The sequence below is a fragment of the Micromonospora sp. DH13 genome (assembly GCF_020873825.1).
Taxonomy (GTDB): domain Bacteria; phylum Actinomycetota; class Actinomycetes; order Mycobacteriales; family Micromonosporaceae; genus Micromonospora; species Micromonospora haikouensis.
Map to the genome: position 1 here is coordinate 367086 of NZ_JAHWGR010000002.1, position 17096 is coordinate 384181.

Here is a 17096-nt window from a genome sequence, read left to right on the forward strand (position 1 = left end):
GTGCCAACCCGCAGAACGTTACTGAAGGGCGCGGCAGCGCTGGCCGCGGCCGGCACGGGCATCGTCGGGATCGGTCAGGGCGCCTCGGCGGCGGTGAACAACCGCTGGAACAGCCTCCGCCGGAACCTGTCCGGCAAGCTGGTGCTGCCCTCGGACAGCAACTACGACGTCGCCAAGCAGCTGCACTTCTCGGCCTTCGACGCCGTGCAGCCCGCGGCGATCGCCTACTGCACGTCGGCGAAGGACGTCCAGGTGTGCCTGGCCTACGCCCAGCACCACGGGCTTCCCGCCGTCCCCCGCAGTGGGGGGCACAGCTTCGGTGGCTACTCGACCACGAACGGTCTGGTCATCGACGTGTCCCGGCTGAACGGGATCCAGGTGGAGCAGAACAAGACGGTGGTCGGCCCGGGGGCGCAGCTCGTCGACCTCGTCGACACCGCGTCCGCGCACGGCGTCGCGCTGGCCGGCGGCATCTGCCCCACCGTGGCGATGGGCGGCTATCTGCAGGGCGGCGGCGTGGGCTGGCAGACCCGGGCGCTCGGCCTGGGCTGCGACTCGTTGCTGTCGGCGCAGGTCGTGCTGGCCGACGGCTGCGTGGTGACCTGCTCCGAGCAGGTCCGGCCGGACCTGTTCTGGGCGCTGCGGGGCGGTGGCGGCGGCAACTTCGGCATCGTGACCAGCTACGAGCGGCGGAACAGCACGATTCCCCGCATGGTCAACTTCACCCTCGCCTGGCTCTGGGACAGCGCGGAGAGCGTGCTGACCGCATGGCAGCAGTGGCAGCGCGCGGCGCCGCGGGCACTGAGCTCACGCTGGCTGCTCGGCCTCCTGGACGCGGCACCGGGAGCGGTGCCGTTCCTGCTCGTCGACGGCACGTTCCTCGGCACGCCCGAGGACCTCACCCCGCACCTGAACGCCCTCGCCTCGGCGGTCGGCACCCCGCCCGCCTACAACAGCGTGCAGGATCTCGGCTTCCGCGACGGGATGATGGCGTTCTTCAAGTGCGGGGACAAGACCGTCGACCAGTGTCACCGGGTCGGCACCAACCCGGAGGCCATGCTCGCGCGCAGCGGCTTTATCATCCAGCGCTCCCGGTTCTTCCGGGAGGACATCCCCGGCACGGGCGTGTCGGAGATCCTCGCCGCGTTCGACGCCGACCGCCGGGCCGGGCAGACCCGCATCGCCACCGGCTTCGCCCTCGGCGGCGCGGCCTCCGACATCCCGCGCACCGCGACCGCGTACGTCCACCGGGACGCGCAGTTCTCGGTGGACTGGGCGGTCGCGCTCTCCGAGGCGGCCGACACCGGCGAGGGCCGGGCGGCCGCCTCGGTCTGGGCGGACAACGCGTTCACGGTGACCGACCGGTACTCCACCCACGAGACCTACCAGAACTACATCGACCCGGCGCTGACCGACTGGCGGGAGGCGTACTACGCCGAGAACTACCCCCGCCTGTCCACGGTGAAGCACACGTACGACCCGCACGGGTTCTTCTCCTTCGCGCAGGCCATCAGCTGATCCGCTAGGCGCAGGCCAGGACCTGGAGGGAGTCGACGACGGCGGACGGCGGGGGAGTGCCGGCGATCTCTTCGCGGACCTTCTCCGCCGCCGCCCGGCACGCCTCGTCGGTGAGCACCCGGGCGACGGCCGCGCCGATCTCGTCGTTGGCCACCCTGGTCGGGTCGAGGGTGATGCCGGCGCCGCTCGCGCCGTAGTTCGCGGCGTTGAACGGGTTGTCCGCCGTCTGCGGCATCATCACCTGCGGCACGCCGAAGCAGGCGGCCGTCAGCAGGGAGCTGGTGCCGCCCTGGTTGACGATGGCCGAGCAGCTCGGCATGAACAGGTGCAGCGGGACGTTCTCGGCGACCCGGGCGTTGTCCGGCAACGAGCCGAGCTTCACCCGGTCGGCCGCGCTGATCGCCAGGACGACCTCCACGTCCATGCCGGCGAGCGCGTCGACGACCCGGGGCAGGACGAATGCCTCGTCGCCGGCCAGGGCGGCGGTGGAGGTGCCCCAGGTGACGCACACCCGGGGGCGGGCGGGCCGGTCGAGCGCCCAGTCCGGGACGGCCGCCGCCCCGTTGTACGGGACGAACCGCACGGGCAGCCGGCCCGCCATCCCGGGAAGTTGGAGGCTGGTGGGCCAGGGGTCGACGGTCCGCAGGGGATGGTCGTTGCGGACCTCCACGCCGTGATGGTCGTACAGCTCGGGCAGCCCGACGGGCCACTGGCCGCGCACGTCCCCCGCGTCCGAGAAGCCCTGCAGCGGCTGGCTGATCATCCGCATCACGTCGGGTCCCCAGGTGTGGCGGACCAGCGGAATGCCCAGCTTCGCCGCGACGATCGGCGCGGCGAACACCATCGAGTCGGTCACCACCAGGTCCGGTCGCCATCTCTCGGCGAACCGCAGGAGGTCCGGCGTCATCCTGGCGGCGCCCTCGACGAGCGGGGCCATCGCCGCGTTGCGGAGGTCGGCCAGCCCCGCCTGGTCGGCCGGCGGCGGGGCGGAGGCGGCGCCGTCGGCGCTGGCCAGGCCGCTCCTGGTCCACTCGCTGGCCGGAGCCTCGATCACCCGGTGACCGCCCCGGGACGCGATCACGCCATCCATGATCTTGTAATCTCGGCCGACCTCGGCCACGGGCAGCCCGGTGGCCGTCACGGCCTGGGCGAGGTCCGGGAGCACGGCCACCCGCACCTCGTGGCCCGCCGCCCGGAAGGCCCAGGCGAGCGGCACGAGATGGAACAGCGGGGTGGCCGTCGCGGCGACCGGGGTGAACAGGATTCGCAAGGCTTCTCCTCGGGTGTCGCTGGTGCGGATACGTGCCGCGGCCCTCAGGCGGCGAGCTTCACGAGCGTGTCGACGACCTCGGCCGGTGCGGGCATCCCGGCGATCTCCTCGGACACCTTCCGGGCCGCCGTGCGGATCGCCTCGTCGGTCAGGACCCGGGCGACCGCCGTGGCGATGGTCTCCTCGTCCGCCTTCGCGTAGTCGAGGACGAGGGCGGCGCCGCTCTCCCGGAAGCTGAGAGAGTTGACCGGGGTCTCGCCGGTCTCCGGCAGGAGCACCTGCGGGACCCCCACGCTGGCCGCGGTCAGCAGCGAACCCGTGCCGCCCTGGTTGACGATCGCCTGGCAGGTCGGCATGAACAGGTTGATGGGCAGGTTCTCGGCGACCCGCACGTTGTCCGGCAGCCGCCCGAGCTTGGCCCGGTCGGCGGGGCCGATGGCGAGCACGATGTCGATGTCGAGCGGCGTGAGCGCCCGGATCACCCGGGGCCAGACGTCCTTGGCGCCGCCCAGGATCTCGTTGGTCGTGCCCCAGGTGATGCAGACCCGGGGGCGGTCGGGGCGTTCGGTGACCCAGTCGGGGGCGGCGCCCTCCCCGTTGTAGGCGATGAAGCGCCGCGGCAGGCGGCCGGGGGAGCCGAAGTTCTGGAGGCTGCCCGGCCACGGGTCGACGGTGTGCTTGGGGTGGTCGTTGCGGACCTCCACCCCGTAGCGGTCGAAGAGCTCGACGAGCCCGGTGGGCCAGTCGGCGCGCTCCGTGCCGGTGTGCGGCTGGCCCTGGACCGGGTGACCGTAGAGGATGTCCGGGCCCCAGATGTTGCGCACGACCGGGATGCCCTGCGCGGCGGCGACCAACGGGCCGGCGAAGATGACCGGGTCGGTGATCACCAGGTCCGGCTGCCACCGTTGCGCGAACCGCATCAGGTCGGGGGTCATCCGGGTGGCCAGCTCGACCGGCGGGACGAACCGCTCGTCGCGCAGCCGGACCCGCTCCTCGAAGGTCAGGTCGGCGACCTGCGCGGCGGTGAACTTGTTGCCGCTGCGCAGGGCGACCATGCCGGCCATGAAGTCGTAGTCGTCACCCACCTCGACCGGGGTCAGGCCGGTGTTGGCGATGATGCTCGTGAGCTGCCGCTGGGCGGCGATGCGAACGTCGTGGCCGGCCGCCCGGAAGGCCCAGGCCAGCGGGACCTGGTGGTAGTAGTGGGACCGGACGGTAAGCGGGGTGAAAAGGACGCGCACGGGCATATCCCCCAGACTCGATGACGACGCCCCCAGTTCATCCGGTCGGCCTAAAAAGCCCCTGAAAAGCCCCGTTGACGTGCACTCTTGCCTGCCTGGCAACAACTTGCCGAGCCCGCACCGGCGTGTCACCCTGTCTGCGTGTCGACAACGATTCGGGCCAACAAGGTGGCCGCCGTCCGTCGGGTGCTCAGCGAGGCGGCCCTCGGCCTCGCGGTCGAGCGCGGCTGGGACAACGTGCGGGTGGAGGACATCGCCGCCCGGGCGGGCATGTCCACCCGCTCGTTCAACAACTACTTCCGCAGCAAGAACGAGGCCCTCTACGCCGCCGACCTAGACCGGTCCGCGGCGATCCGCGAGCAACTGCGCGCCCGGCCGGCGGACGAGCCGCTGACCCAGGCCGTCATCAACGCGATGCTCGCGGCCTTCCTCGCCTGGGACAACCTGGACCGCGACCTGGTGACCAAGGTGCGGCTCGCGGTGGCGACCTCGCCGCTGGGCGGCGAATACCTCAAGGCGCACGCGGCGCGGGAGACGGCGCTCGCCGAGGGGATCGCCGAGCGGCTCGGGATGGAGCTGCACGACGACATCTACCCGAGGCTGCTGGCCACGATGGTGGTCAACGCGGTCCGGGTCGCCGTCGAGTTCTGGGTCGACTCGTCGCGGGCCACCTCCCTGTCCGACGCGATCCGCGACACCCTGGAACGGATCGCGCCCGGCCTGCCCGGCCCGCCGACCGGCCGCTGAGGCACGGACCGTGGCCGCCCCCCGGGGCAGCTCCCGGCCGGGCCCGGCCCGGCGGCGGACCGGCGGCACCGGCCCGGCGGCCCGGGCCTGGCACTGGCCCGGCGGCACGGGCCTGGCACTGGCCCGGCGGCACGGGCCTGGCACTGGCCCGGCGGCCCGGGCCTGGCACCGGCCCGGCGGCCCGGGGCCGGCGGGACCGCGCCTCAGCCGGCGGCCGCAGCGCGCCGCCGCGCGAGCCGGTAGAGCAGGTCGATGACCAGGTGGACGGGGGCCTTGACCCGGCGGACCCGCAGCAGCGACCGGATCAGCCACAGCTGGGTCTCCGCGGCGTGCGCCGGGGCGCCGTGCACGTCGTCGTGACGCAGGATCTCGATGTCGCGGACGTGCCGGGCGAGCAGGTCGACGTCGGTGCCCGGGATGATCTCGTCGCGGTCGCACGCGACGTAGCGGACCGGGATGGTCAGGGCCCGCAACTGGTCGGGGGACAGGGCCCACGAGGGCAGCTCGCCCAGCGCGCTGCCCGCCTCCTTGCCCATCAGGTGGGCCAGGGTGTCCACCGTGATCCGGGGCAGGGTCGCCTGCCACCGCCGATCGGTGAACAGGGTGTCGATCGGGGCGCCCGCCGTCAGCACCGCCCTGATCCTGCTGTCCTCCAGGGCGCAGCGCAGGGCCAGGTGACCGCTGAAGCTGAGCGCGAGGGCGTACGAGTCCGCGACGTCGGCCCGGTCGCTGACGTGGTCGAGCAGGTGCGACAGCATCCGCCAGCTGTCCCGGTCGTAGGGGAGGGTGTTCTCGCCGACCCCCGGCATCTCGGTGACGATGCCGGCCATGCCGAGGCGTCGGATGGCGCGCAGGGTGGACGCCCACTGCTCCTTCACCGTCACGATGCCGCCGCTGACGATCAGCACCGGCCGCCGGACGCCGTCGGACATCCCGGTGGCCCAGGCCACGACCCGTCCGGTGGGCAGGTCGACCTCCAGCCGTTCGATGTCCCGGTCGCCGCGCCGCCACTGGTCGAACGTGCGCACCGTGTCGTCGAGCGCCCGCTGGCGGGCCGGCCCGTCGACGAACGGGAAGCGGGCCATGGTGTAGTGGCGGCACGCGTCCAGCAGCCGCCCGTCGCGCTCCAGCGCCCGCGCGGACCGCGTCCACTCGGCCGCCCAGGACCCGTCCCCCTCGGCGTCGGTGCGGATCCGCGCCAGCACGTCCTCGTGATCGGTGACCCGCTGCCCACGGGTGTGCGCCAGGACGAACTGCTTGAGCTCCCCGACGTCGTTGGTGCCGTCGTCCTCGGCCGGCGGGTCCTCGAACTGCTCCAGCGCCTGCTTGAGGTCCGTGAGCAGATCCGCGGCCTCCGCGCCGTCGATCACCCGGTGGTCGAACGTCAGGTTCAGCCGCAGCACCGGCGCGACGGACACCGCGCCGTCGCGGACCACGGGCCGGTCGACGATCCGGCCCAGGCCCAGCGTGACGGTCGTCCCGCCGGTGGAGTGGAAACCGTCGACGTCCCGGTGGGACAGGGAGGTCACCGCGAAGGTGCCGACCGTCGTCGCCCGGGTCCGCAGGGGACGGGTCCGGCTGCGGTACGCGGCGCTGCCCAGCACCCAGGGCAGCCGCCGGAGCAGGCGGGCGCCGGCGAACTCGGGCAGCTTCTCCGCGTCGCCCCGGGTGTAGTAGTCGACCTGCCGCTGGATCTCCGCCAGGCCGGCGCTCTGCACGTGGGGGATGATGGCCGAGAGGACCACCCGCCGGCCGTTCACCGTGTGGTCCATGGTGAACTTCCCGTGCGCCGAGCGGAAGCGGACCACCTTCGGACGGATCCGGCCCCGGATCGCGGCGTTGGCCTCCGGGTGGGCCGCCATGGCGCGGCCCGCCGCGTACAGGACGTAGGTGAGCCAGGAGAAGTGCCGCCCCTGCGCCCGCGCGGCGGCGCGATGGTCCCGGATCCGGGTCATGTCGACCTCGGTGTCGAGGTGCACCGGCGCGAAGGACCTGATCTCCCGCAGGAAGTACAGGGTGGGACGCCGCTCCCTGGCGACGCGTTCGATCGTCACTCGGCCACCACCGCCCGGTAGATCTCGTCGAGGTTGGTCGCCTGCAACACCGCGGGCAGCGCGATCTGCCGGCCCGTCTCCCGTTCCAGGATGGTCAGCAGGGACAGCAGGTGTATCGAGTCCCACCCGGGGACCGAGTCGAGCGGCAGGTCGACCTGCTCGTGCCGGACCGGCAGGCCGAGTTCGGCGCTGACGATGGCCAGGAAGTCGTCGATGGTGGTCATCGGTTCTCCTCGTATGCAGCGGTGAGCCGCACGTGCGCGGGCGGCGGCTCGATCTCGGCGAGGTCGTGGCGGAAGACGAGGACGTCTCCCTCGTCGGCGACCAGGGTGAAGCCGTTGTCCGGGTAGAAGCCGCGCGCGCCGGCGTTCTTGGCGGTGGGGCGGAAGCGGGCCTCGACCGCCCGCGCGCCGGTGGCCCGGGCGTGGGACAACACCGAGCGCAGGCAGGCCGTCTCGATGCCCCGGGCGAACACCCGGCAGCTGAGCAGGAAGTTGTCGATGTGCACCAGCTCGCCGTCGACCCGCGTCAGGACCAGGCCCACCATGCCGTTGTCGCCGAACCGGTCGCCGGAGTGGATGCCGAGCACCTGGCTGCCGTGCCGTGCGGCGGCGGCCCGCACCTCCGCGGGCTGCATCCGGTGGCCGGTCAGGTTGAACTGGTGGGTCCGCAGCGTGATCTGCGAGGCCCGGGCCACCTCCCGCGCGGCCACCGGGGCCAGCGACACCCGGGTCTGCAACTGCTGGAGGTAGTCGGCGACGGAGTCGAACGTGGCGAGGAAGCTCTGCCGGTCCAGTTCCTCCCGGTACCGCGTGGGGCGGGCCCGGTCGTCCGTGCTCACCTCGCGGGTGTCGAACCAGCCGTCGCAGAGCAGGTCGCCGACGTGCCAGGCGGGTTCCTCGCCGAGCCGGACGACCGCGACGCCCGGCAACGCGTGGCGTACCAGACCGCACTCGTACGCGCTGTCGTCCACGAACACGAACGAGTCCACGCCGAGGTTCAGCGCGGCGGCCAGCGCCGTGAGGTTCTCGGGTTTGGGACGCCAGTTCGCCGTCACCCGGACGAAGTCGTCCGGGCCCAGCACCATGCCCTCGTGCCCGCGCAGCACCGCGTCGACGGGCCCCGGGTCGTTCTTGCTCGTCACGGCCAGCAGCACCCCCTGCGACCCGAGCTGCCTGACCACCCGCTGGAAGGCGGCGAACACCTCGCCGCGCGGCGTCCCGCCCAGCTCGATCCCGTCCGGGCCGTCGTCGCCGAGCACCCCGCCCCACAGCGTCCCGTCCAGGTCGCAGACGAGGACCTTCTTCGTCTTCCCGGTCAGGTGCCGGCCGAGGTGGCCGATCTCGCGCGCATAGCGGGCCAGCAGGGCGGGCGACAGCCCGGTCCCGGCGTAGCTGCCGAGCCGTACGTCCTCCGCGGGAATCCCCTCGGCGAGCAGCGGGTCGAGATCGAGCGGGACGACGGACGGGAACTCGTCGCCGAGCGCCAGCAGCCGCGCGTTGGCCTGGCGCCAGGCGGCGCCCAGCCGGGCGCGCGACCGGTAGTCCACCAGTTGCGCGGTGAACCGCCTGGGCAGCGGAAGCGTGTTGAGCACCAGAGTGCCCGCGCCGCGCCGGTCGAAGGTGGCCGCGAGCCCGCGCAGCATCGCGACCTTGGCGTCCAGGGCCTGCTCGACGTCCGCGGCGGTCCACGGCAGCGGCAGCTCGTCGAACACCACCTCCGGGTCGAGCACGCACAGGACGAGACCGGGGTCAGCGGCGTACAGCGCGCTGCCCGGGTCGCCGAGCTCGAAGACGTAGCTGTCGAAGTCGGACAGGTGCGGTCGCAGCAGCACGCCGTGCCGGGCGAACTCCGCGGTGAGCGGGGGGATCAGCGTGCCCAGCGTCCGGTGCCCGGTGACGGCCACCGTGAGCGTGGGGGTGGACGGGTGCCGGCGCAGGACCTCGTCGGCGTCGGCCCGGGCCAGCACGTGCCCCGCCCGGGACAGCTCGTCGGCCGGCAAGCCGGCGAGCAGCCCCTGCACCAGGGGATACTCGGCCTCCAGCCGGCCGGCGTCGTGCAGTTCGCGCAGCGTACGCGCGGGCGCGGCGGTGTCCGGGGGGAAGGTGCCGGCCGTCGTCACGGTCCCACCTTCTCCAGGGCGAACCCCGCCTTGATCCACTTGCTGGACTCGATGGCGACGCCGACCGCGCGGTCGCCGGTGACCATGCCGGGCAGCAGCCGTTCGAGCTGGAAGAACGGCAGCGCGTTCCCGGTGTTGCCGGTCTCGCCGACGCAGCTGACCTCCTGCGCCTGCGGCACGTCGAGCCGGGCCTGGATCTCGGCGGTCATCCGGCCCGACAGCTGCGGCGGCAGCACGTAGTCGAGCCCGTCGCGGTCCCAGCCGAGCACGTCCAGGACCTCGTCCAGGGTCTCCACGGCCATGGGCGGCACCGCCTCCTGGACCGCCCGGTAGTCCTCGACGGCCGCCGGGCGCAGCACGTGCCGCTCGGCCGCGCCGAACCAGTTCAGCGTCTGCCCCGGCGGCCGGTTGTGCCCGACACAGTGCACCTGCGTCCAGCGCAGGGCGACCGGTTCCGGCGGCGGCGTCGTGCCGAGGACCGCCGCGCCGGCCCCGTCACCGAACAGCACGCCGTTGACCTGCTCCTCCGGCGGCAGCGCGCTGACGTCGGCGGTGAGGTCGAAGTGCTTGGCGCAGGAGTCGGCGCCGAGCACCAGCGCGGTCCGGGCCGCCCCCGAGCGGAGCATGTGCCGGGCGACGTCGAGGGCCTGCACCGCCCCGGTGCACCCCGACTGCAGCTGGTACGTCGGCACGCCGTCGACACCGAGCTGGTCGGCCACGACGTTGACCGTGGCGGGCATCAGCATGTCGGGTGAGGAGGTGCCCATGACCACCAGGTCGACGTCGGCCGCGGTCATCCCCGCGGCGGCGAGCGCCCGCTCGGCGGCCGTGGTCGCGAGGTCGGCGAGGGAGAACCGTGCCTCACCGGTGTCCAGGTCCACCGAGTAGTGGCGCACCGGCGTGCCGATGAACGCCTCCACCCACTGTTCCCAGATCGAGGTCATCCTGAACCGTCTGGCCAGGGTGGGGATGTCCACGGGCGGGCCGGGCAACATCGACCCGGCGGAGTACACGTACACGTCCATGCTCGTCCTCTTCGTCGCCTGCACGGCCATGGTTTTCCGCGGCCCTTAATCGGTGCTAAGAGCCCTGGGCGGGGGCGCCGGCGACGGCCGTGAGCGCGGCGTGCAGGCCGGCGGTGTCTCCCCCGGCCGGCGCGGCCCAGGCGACCCGGCCGTCGGGCCGCAGCAGCACCGCGGCGGCGTCCACGTGGGGCAGCGGCGCGGACCGCAGCACCGTCACCCGCTTGGCCGAGCCGCTCACCGCCCGGCCGAGGCTGTCGTCGCCGGTCAGGTCGAGCAGGACCGCGTGACCGGCCGCCCACGCCTCGGCGAGGCCGGGAACGGACCGCGCGGCCGCCGCGATCCCCGGCAGCCGCCGCCCGGCCAACGGGTGCGCGTCGCCGCCGGCCGGCTCGACCGGGTAGCGCGTGTCGGTGCCGCCGACCATCATGCCCAGGTACTCGTTGACGGCCGGGAAGCGCACCAGCTCGGCGACGATGTCCCGCAGCTCCGTCAGGGGGTGCAGCAGCGCCACCTGGGCGCGCGTCGTCCGGCAGGCGCGCGCCCCGGCCGGGTGCCGTTCGGTGTGGTACGTGTCGAGCAGCCCCTCCGGCGCCCGACCGCCGAGGTCCGCCGCGAGCTTCCAGCCGAGGTTCACCGCGTCGTCGAGCCCCGTGCTGAGCGCCTGCCCGCCGAGGGGGAAGTGGGTGTGCGCGGCGTCCCCGGCGACGAAGATCCGTCCCGCCCGGTACCGCTCGGCCAGCCGGGTCACGTGGAACCAGCGCGCCGACCAGGCCAGGGTGCCGCCGGTGACGGCGACGCCGGCGATCCGGCGGACGCTGTCCTGGATCTCCGCCAGGTCCGGCGCGCCGTCGCGGCGGGGCGGCTCGACCCCGAACTCGCCCGTCAGGAGGCGGACCCGCCCCGGGCCCATGGGGGTGACCGCCACCAGCCCCGCCGGATACTCCCGCGCGCCCACCAGCTCGCCGAGCGGGCTGTCGGGGCCGACGGCCAGATCGGCGACCGTGCCGTGGAAGGGCTGCTCGTCGCCGGGGAACCCGATGCCGGCGGCCTGCCGCACCCGGCTGTCCACGCCGTCGCAGCCGACCAGGTACCGGCTCCGCACGGTCTGCTCGCCCGACGGGGTCTCGATCCTGGTCCGCACCGACTCCTCGTCCTGCGTCACCTCGACGACCCGCTGCCCCAACCGCAGGTCCACGCCGAGCGACCGGGCCCGCTCGGCGAGATGGTGCACCAGCCGGGAGTGCGGGATCGCGAAGTTGAACGGATACCGGTCGGCGAGCTGGGTCGGGTCCAGCCAGATGTGCGCGAAGTGCGCCATCGGGAACTCGAACCCCTCGGCGCGGCAGGCGTCCATCAGCCCGCGCATCTCCAGCAGCTCGACCACCCCGGCGTTGAGCGCCACGCCGGGCGCCTGTGCGCCCGGCTCCGAGCCGCTCTCCAGCACCACGACGGGAGTGCCGGCCAGCCGCAGCTCGCACGCGAGCATGAGGCCGACCGGCCCGGCGCCGACGATGACGACATCGTGAAACATGAGGGTCCTCCGGATCTGGTTCAGCCGGCCGGGCACACGGCCGCGGCCAGGCTGGCGGGTGTCGGGTGGTCGAAGATCTGCCGGGGGGAGACGTCCAGGCCCACGGCGCGCAGTTGGGCGCTCAACTCCAGGGCGGCGAGCGACGACAGCCCCAGGGCGAGCAGGTCGGCGTCCGGTTCGAGGTCGTCGGCCGACTCCCTGCCCAGCACGTCGGCCGCCCGCGCCCGCACCAACGCCAGGACGATCGCGGCGCGCTCCGCCGGCCCGCTGGCGGCGAGCCGGTCGAGCAGGGTCGTGTCCACGGCCGGCGCGGTCGCCTCCGGCGCCTGCCGGAAGCCGGGCAGGTCCCGGAAGAGCCGGTCGGACCGGGGCCACGAGCCGGCGTGCGGATCGAGGTCGACCACGGTCACGTCCCCGACGCCGGGCTGGGCCACGTACCCGAGCGCCTCCACCGCCACGGCCGCCACCAGCGGCCGCAGGCCGCGCGGCGCGCCGGCCCCACCGTCGTCGCCCGGTGGGGCGTCGGCGAGCGGCCCGAAGGCCACCGACAGCGCGCGGGCTCCCCGTTCCCGCCGCCGCCCGGCGAGCGCGGCGAGGTAGGCGTGCGCGGCGGCGAGACCGGCGGAGCCCGGCGCGCCCACCGCGCCCGCTCCGGCGGCGCACACCACGAACGCCGACAGCTCCAGCCGCGCGGTGACGTCGTCGAGGACCGTCGCGCCACGCGCCACGGCGGCGAACCGCTCGTCCGGCGGGCGGCCGGCCGCGTGATCGTCCCCGGCGTCGCAGGCGACGTGCACGACGGCGGTGGGCGGCCGCTCGGCGACGAGCCGTTCGAGCGCGGCCCGGTCCGCCGGGTCGCAGTCGCTGACCGTGATGTCGACGCCGTACTCGGCCAGTTCCTTGCGCAACACCGTGACGTCGGCCGAGGCGTCCGCCGGCCCGGTCAGCACGAGCTGCTCGGCCCCGTGCTCGGCGAGCCAGCGGGCGACGTGGCCGCCCAGCGTCGTGGTGCCGCCGGTGACCAGGACCGTGCCCTCCGGCCGCCAGGCCTCCCGGTCGGTGCCGGGCGGGGCGAGCCGCACCAGCCGCGGGGTGCGGACCCCGTCCCCGCGTACGGCCAGGCGGGTGTCGGCGGGCCGGCCGCGCAGGAGCGCGGCGAGCGCCCGCCGCGCCGGCGCGCCGAGCACCCGGGGCAGGTCGACCAGCCTGATCTCGCGGCGCGGGTGGCCGGCGACGAGCGCCTGCCCGAGCCCCCACACCGCGGCCTGGCCCGCGACGACCGGGGTGTCCGACCGGCCGGTCTCGACGGCGCCGCACGTCAGCACCCACAACGGCACGTCGAGCCCGGCCTGGTCCAGCGCGTCCGGCAGGGCGCCGGTCAACCCCAGGCCGGCCGGCACACCGGTGTCGGCGGCGTCCCGGCGCAGGCCGAGCAGGGACACGACGCCGTCGCCCACCCCGGCCCGCCGGCCGCGCAGCAGCATGGCCAGCTCACCGGCGTCCTGCGTGGACGCCGGCACGAGCAGGGGCTTCGTGGTCGTGTCGAGGGCGTCGAGGGCCGCGGTGACCGTGGCGTCACCCGCCAGGTCCGCGGGCACCAGGGCGAGGAGCGCCCGCGGCCCCGGTGCGGCGACCGCGCCGGGCGCGGGCTGCCAGGACGTCCGGTGGTGCCAACCGGTCCAGCGCCGCCGCAGCGCGAGCGTCGGCAGGAGGGCGGCCAGCGAGGACCGCTGCTCCCGCGAGAGCCGCAGCGCCCGGCCGAGCGATTCGACGTCCTGGCCGTCCACGGCGGCCCAGAAGAGCGATTCGAGAGACGTACGGCTCCGCTCCTCGCCGCCGGCCGTTCCTTCCGGCTTCGGGTCGAGCCAGTAGTGGCGCCGCCGGAACGGGTAGTTCGGCAGCCCGACGCGCTCGGCCCCGGAGCCGGCGAAGTGCGCCGCCCACTCCACGCGGTGCCCCGACGCGTGCACCCGGGCCAGTGCCAGCAGCGCGGTCTGCGGCTCCGGGCGGCGGGCGCTCAGCAGCGGGGCGAACGTGGGCGGCCGCCCGCCGGCGTCGTGGTCGCGCAGGCACTCGCGCGCCAGCGGGGTGAGCACCGCGTCCGGGCCCACCTCCAGGTACGTGGTGATCCCGCTCGCCCGCGCGGCGCGGACCCCGTCGGCGAACCGGACCGTCCCCCGGGCGTGCTCGCGCCAGTAGCCGGGCGAGCGCAGTTCGGCGGGATCGGCGAGCCGGCCGGTCACGTTGGAGACCAGGGGGATCGCCGGCTCGGCGAAGGTCAGCCGCGCCGCGGCGCGCGCGAAGTCGGCCAGGACGTCGTCCATGTGCGGGCTGTGGAACGCGTGGCTGACGGTGAGCCGGCGTACCCGACGTCCCTCGGCCTTCCACCGCGCCGCGACCTCGCCGACGGCGTCCCGGTCGCCGGAGACCACCGTGGCCCGGGGGCCGTTCACGGCGGCGATCGAGACCTGGTGCTCGCGCCCGGACAGGGAGGCGAGCACCTCCTCCTCCCCGGCGTCGAGCGAGACCATCGCCCCGTCCGCGCGGGCCCGCTGCATCGCGTGTGCCCGGACGGCGACCAGCTCGGCGGCGCCCGGCAGGTCGAGCATCCCGGCCACGTGCGCCGCGACGAGCTCGCCGATCGAATGGCCGACCAGCACGTCGGGGCGCAGGCCCCAGTGGTCGAGCAGCCGGAACAACGCCGTCTCCACGGCGAAGATCGCCGGTTGCGCGTACCCCGTCTCGTGCAGCAACCGGCTCTCCGGGGCGTCCTCGGCCGCCCACAGCAGCGGACGCAGCGGACGGTCGAGGTGCCGGTCCAGCTCCGCGCACACCTCCTCCAGGGCGTCGGCGAAGACCGGATGGGCCTCGGCGAGCGCGCGGCCCATCCCGGGCCGCTGGCTGCCCTGGCCGGTGAAGAGGTACGCCAGCCCGCCCGGCTCCGGCGCGGCCCGGTCCAGGACCACGTTGCCGGGCAGCAGGCCACCGCGCGCCACCGCGTCCAGCCCCCGCGCCAGCTCGGCCCGGTCCGTGCCGACGACCACGGCGCGCTGGGCCAGGGTGGTGCGCGTCGTGGCGAGGGAGTACGCCACGTCCAGGGGCCGCGGCGGCGGGTCGGCGGCCAGCCGGTCGGCCAGGCTGCGGGCCACGTCGCGCAGCGCCGCCTCGTCGTGCGCCGAGATCAGCAGCGGCAGCGGGCGGGCCGGCGCGGGCCCGGCGGCCGGCGCCACCGGATCGGCGGCCGGCGTCGGCGGCGCCTCCTCCAGGATGACGTGCGCGTTGGTGCCGCTGACCCCGAACGAGGAGACGCCGGCCCGGCGCGGGTTGCCGTCCGGCCACGGCCTCGCCTCGGTGAGCAGCTCCACCCGGCCGGCGGTCCAGTCGACGTGCCGGCTCGGTTCGCCCGCGTGGAGCGTGCGCGGCAGCACCCCGTGCCGGATCGCCTGCACCATCTTGATTACCCCGGCGATCCCGGCGGCCCCCTGCGTGTGCCCGATGTTCGACTTGACCGAGCCCAGCCACAGCGGCCGGTCCGCGGGACGGCCCTGGCCGTACGTGGCGAGCAGCGCCTGCGCCTCGATCGGGTCACCCAGGACGGTGCCGGTGCCGTGTCCCTCCACCACGTCCACCTCCGCCGCCGTGAGGCGCGCGTCGGCCAGCGCCTGGCGGACCACCCGCTGCTGGGCGGGGCCGTTCGGGGCGGTCAGCCCGTTGCTGGCGCCGTCGGAGTTCACGGCCGATCCCCGCAGCACCGCCAGCACCGGGTGCCCCCTGCGCCGCGCGTCCGAGAGCCGTTCGAGCAGCACCAGCCCGACCCCCTCGCCCCAGCCGGTGCCGTCCGCGTCGGCGGAGAAGGACCTGCACCGCCCGTCCGGGGAGAGGCCGCGCTGCCGGCTGAAGTCGACGAAGACCCCAGGGGTGGCCATCACGGTCACCCCACCGGCCAGCGCCAGCTCGCAGTCGCCGGCGCGCAGTGCCCGGGCCGCCAGGTGCAGCGCCACCAGCGACGACGAGCAGGCGGTGTCGATGGTCACGGCCGGACCCTCAAGACCCAGGGTGTACGCGATCCGGCCGGTCGCGACGCTGCCGGCGCTGCCGGTGCCCAGGTAGCCCTCGAACCCGTCCGGCGTGTGCTCCATCAGCCGGGCGGCGTAGTCGTCGTACAGCACACCGGCGAACACACCGGTGCGGCTGCCGCGCAGCGACGCGGGGTCGATGCCGGCGTTCTCGAAGGCCTCCCAGCTCGTCTCCAGCAGCAGGCGCTGCTGGGGATCGATGGCCAGCGCCTCGCGCGGGCTGATGCCGAAGAACTCGGGGTCGAACTCGGCCGCGTCGTAGAGGAACGCGCCCTCCCGGGTGTAGCAGGTCCCGGTCGTCTCCGGGTCCGGGTCGTAGAGGGCGTCGAGATCCCAGCCCCGGTCGCCGGGGAAGGCCGAGACCGCGTCCACCCCGTCGGAGACCAGCCGCCACAACTGCTCGGGCGAGCGCACGTTTCCCGGGTACCGGCAGCTCATCGCCACGATGGCGATCGGCTCCCGGTGCGCCGCCTCGACGCGGGCCAACCTCCGACGGGTCTCCTGCAGCTCAGTCGTCGTCCACTTGAGATAGTCGACGAGCTTCTGCTCCTTGTCCATGGCACTCTCTCCTCCGGGACTGCTGCCGGTGGTGGGATCGGAAGCCCCAAGTGCCTGCCCGGGGCGTGGCCGCGTCATCGCTCGTCGAGCCCGGAGACACCGAGCTCCTCGTCGAGGACCTCGAACAGCTCGTCGTCGGTGACCGCCGCGAGGTCGTCGTCGACGGCGGTCCGCGCGGTCTCCCCCGACTCGGCGATCCGGGCCAGCAGCGCCTGCAGCCGGGCGCTGAGCCGTTCCCGGGCCGCGCCGTCCCACGACTGGACGGCGACGGCCGCCTCCAGCCGTTCGAGCTCCGCCTGGGCCGGTGCCTGCGCGCCGGCTTCGCCCCGGCCGAACTGCTCGCCGAGGAAGGCGGCGATCGCGGCGGCGCTGGGATGGTCGAACACCAGCGTCGTCGGAAGCTGGAGCCCCGTCGTCTTCGACAGGTGGTTGCGTAGGGCGACGGCGGTGAGCGAGTCGAAGCCGAGTTCCTTGAGGGTCTGCCCGGGCGCGACGTCGGCGGCGGAGGTGTGCCCGAGGGTGCCGGCGATGTGGGTGCGGACCAGGTCGAGCAGCGCCTGCTCGCGCTTCTCCGGGCTCAGCCCGCGCAGGCGCTCGGCCAGCGGCGCCGACGGGGAACGGGTGTTGCGGACCTGGGCCGGGACGAGCCTCTCGAACAGCGGTGGAAGCGTGCCCTCCCGGGCGTGCCGGTGCAACGCGGTCCGGTCGATGTGCGTCAGCACCAGATGCGGGCGGTCGGGGGTGCGTAGCGCGGCGTCGAACAGGGCCAGCGCGTCGTCCGTGGCGAGGGGGAGCAGCCCCGTGGCCTTGAGCCGGTCCACCTCCGTCTCCGTGAGTTTGTTGGTCATTTTGCTGGTGTGGGTCCAGAGGCCCCAGGCGAGGCTGGTGGCGGGTTGGCCTTGGGTGTGGCGGTGGTGGGCGAGGGCGTCGAGGTAGGTGTTGGCGGCGGCGTAG

At 74.5% G+C, this 17096-nt stretch carries 11 protein-coding genes; 2 read left to right on the forward strand and 9 right to left on the reverse strand.

Going from position 1 to position 17096, the window contains the following annotated elements:
* Positions 1-1518: an FAD-binding oxidoreductase gene (locus tag LPA42_RS03490; RefSeq protein WP_077939337.1), complete on the forward strand. Its 1518-nt coding sequence runs from the start codon at positions 1-3 to the stop codon at positions 1516-1518.
* Between the two features lie 4 nt (positions 1519-1522).
* Here the strand turns inward: LPA42_RS03490 and LPA42_RS03495 are convergent, their stop codons facing one another.
* Both LPA42_RS03495 and LPA42_RS03500 read right to left on the reverse strand, forming a co-directional pair.
* The gene (locus LPA42_RS03495; RefSeq protein WP_077939338.1) at positions 1523-2788 is read right to left on the reverse strand and encodes a nucleotide disphospho-sugar-binding domain-containing protein; all 1266 of its coding nucleotides are present in this window, start codon (positions 2786-2788) and stop codon (positions 1523-1525) included.
* 44 nt (positions 2789-2832) lie between these two features.
* The gene (locus LPA42_RS03500; RefSeq protein WP_158229458.1) at positions 2833-4029 is read right to left on the reverse strand and encodes a nucleotide disphospho-sugar-binding domain-containing protein; all 1197 of its coding nucleotides are present in this window, start codon (positions 4027-4029) and stop codon (positions 2833-2835) included.
* A gap of 141 nt (positions 4030-4170) precedes the next feature.
* Here LPA42_RS03500 and LPA42_RS03505 point away from each other — a divergent pair, with 141 nt between their 5' ends.
* On the forward strand, positions 4171-4776 hold the full coding sequence (locus LPA42_RS03505) for a TetR/AcrR family transcriptional regulator (RefSeq protein ID WP_158229459.1): 606 nt from the start codon (positions 4171-4173) through the stop codon (positions 4774-4776).
* A gap of 203 nt (positions 4777-4979) precedes the next feature.
* Here LPA42_RS03505 and LPA42_RS03510 read toward each other — a convergent pair whose 3' ends face one another.
* The 7 genes from LPA42_RS03510 to LPA42_RS03540 all read right to left on the reverse strand — a co-directional run.
* Positions 4980-6830 (reverse strand): 2-oxo acid dehydrogenase subunit E2, encoded by a 1851-nt coding sequence (locus LPA42_RS03510; protein ID WP_077939341.1) that lies wholly within the window; start codon positions 6828-6830, stop codon positions 4980-4982.
* Positions 6827-7054, reverse strand: a complete 228-nt coding sequence (locus LPA42_RS03515) for an acyl carrier protein (RefSeq protein ID WP_043967830.1) — start codon at positions 7052-7054, stop codon at positions 6827-6829. Before LPA42_RS03515 ends, LPA42_RS03510 begins: the two co-directional genes overlap by 4 nt.
* Positions 7051-8952 (reverse strand): HAD family hydrolase, encoded by a 1902-nt coding sequence (locus tag LPA42_RS03520; RefSeq protein WP_077939342.1) that lies wholly within the window; start codon positions 8950-8952, stop codon positions 7051-7053. Before LPA42_RS03520 ends, LPA42_RS03515 begins: the two co-directional genes overlap by 4 nt.
* On the reverse strand, positions 8949-9977 hold the full coding sequence (locus LPA42_RS03525) for a 3-oxoacyl-ACP synthase III family protein (RefSeq protein ID WP_043967832.1): 1029 nt from the start codon (positions 9975-9977) through the stop codon (positions 8949-8951). The genes LPA42_RS03520 and LPA42_RS03525 overlap by 4 nt, the downstream gene beginning before the upstream one ends.
* 55 nt (positions 9978-10032) lie before the next feature.
* Positions 10033-11508: an FAD-dependent oxidoreductase gene (locus tag LPA42_RS03530; protein ID WP_144082743.1), complete on the reverse strand. Its 1476-nt coding sequence runs from the start codon at positions 11506-11508 to the stop codon at positions 10033-10035.
* A gap of 20 nt (positions 11509-11528) precedes the next feature.
* The gene (locus tag LPA42_RS03535; RefSeq protein ID WP_077939344.1) at positions 11529-16142 is read right to left on the reverse strand and encodes a type I polyketide synthase; all 4614 of its coding nucleotides are present in this window, start codon (positions 16140-16142) and stop codon (positions 11529-11531) included.
* Positions 16143-16216: 74 nt separating this feature from the next.
* The coding region (locus tag LPA42_RS03540; protein WP_228986307.1) for a beta-ketoacyl reductase at positions 16217-17096 on the reverse strand (880 nt) is incomplete at its 5' end.

Bases quoted from the DNA above. Each gene is read 5' to 3' on its own strand.
- LPA42_RS03515 (WP_043967830.1), bottom strand. From the start codon at position 7,054: ATGACCACCATCGACGACTTCCTGGCCATCGTCAGCGCCGAACTCGGC.
- LPA42_RS03525 (WP_043967832.1), bottom strand. From the start codon at position 9,977: ATGGACGTGTACGTGTACTCCGCCGGGTCGATGTTGCCCGGCCCGCCC.
- LPA42_RS03530 (WP_144082743.1), bottom strand. From the start codon at position 11,508: ATGTTTCACGATGTCGTCATCGTCGGCGCCGGGCCGGTCGGCCTCATG.
- LPA42_RS03535 (WP_077939344.1), bottom strand. From the start codon at position 16,142: ATGGACAAGGAGCAGAAGCTCGTCGACTATCTCAAGTGGACGACGACT.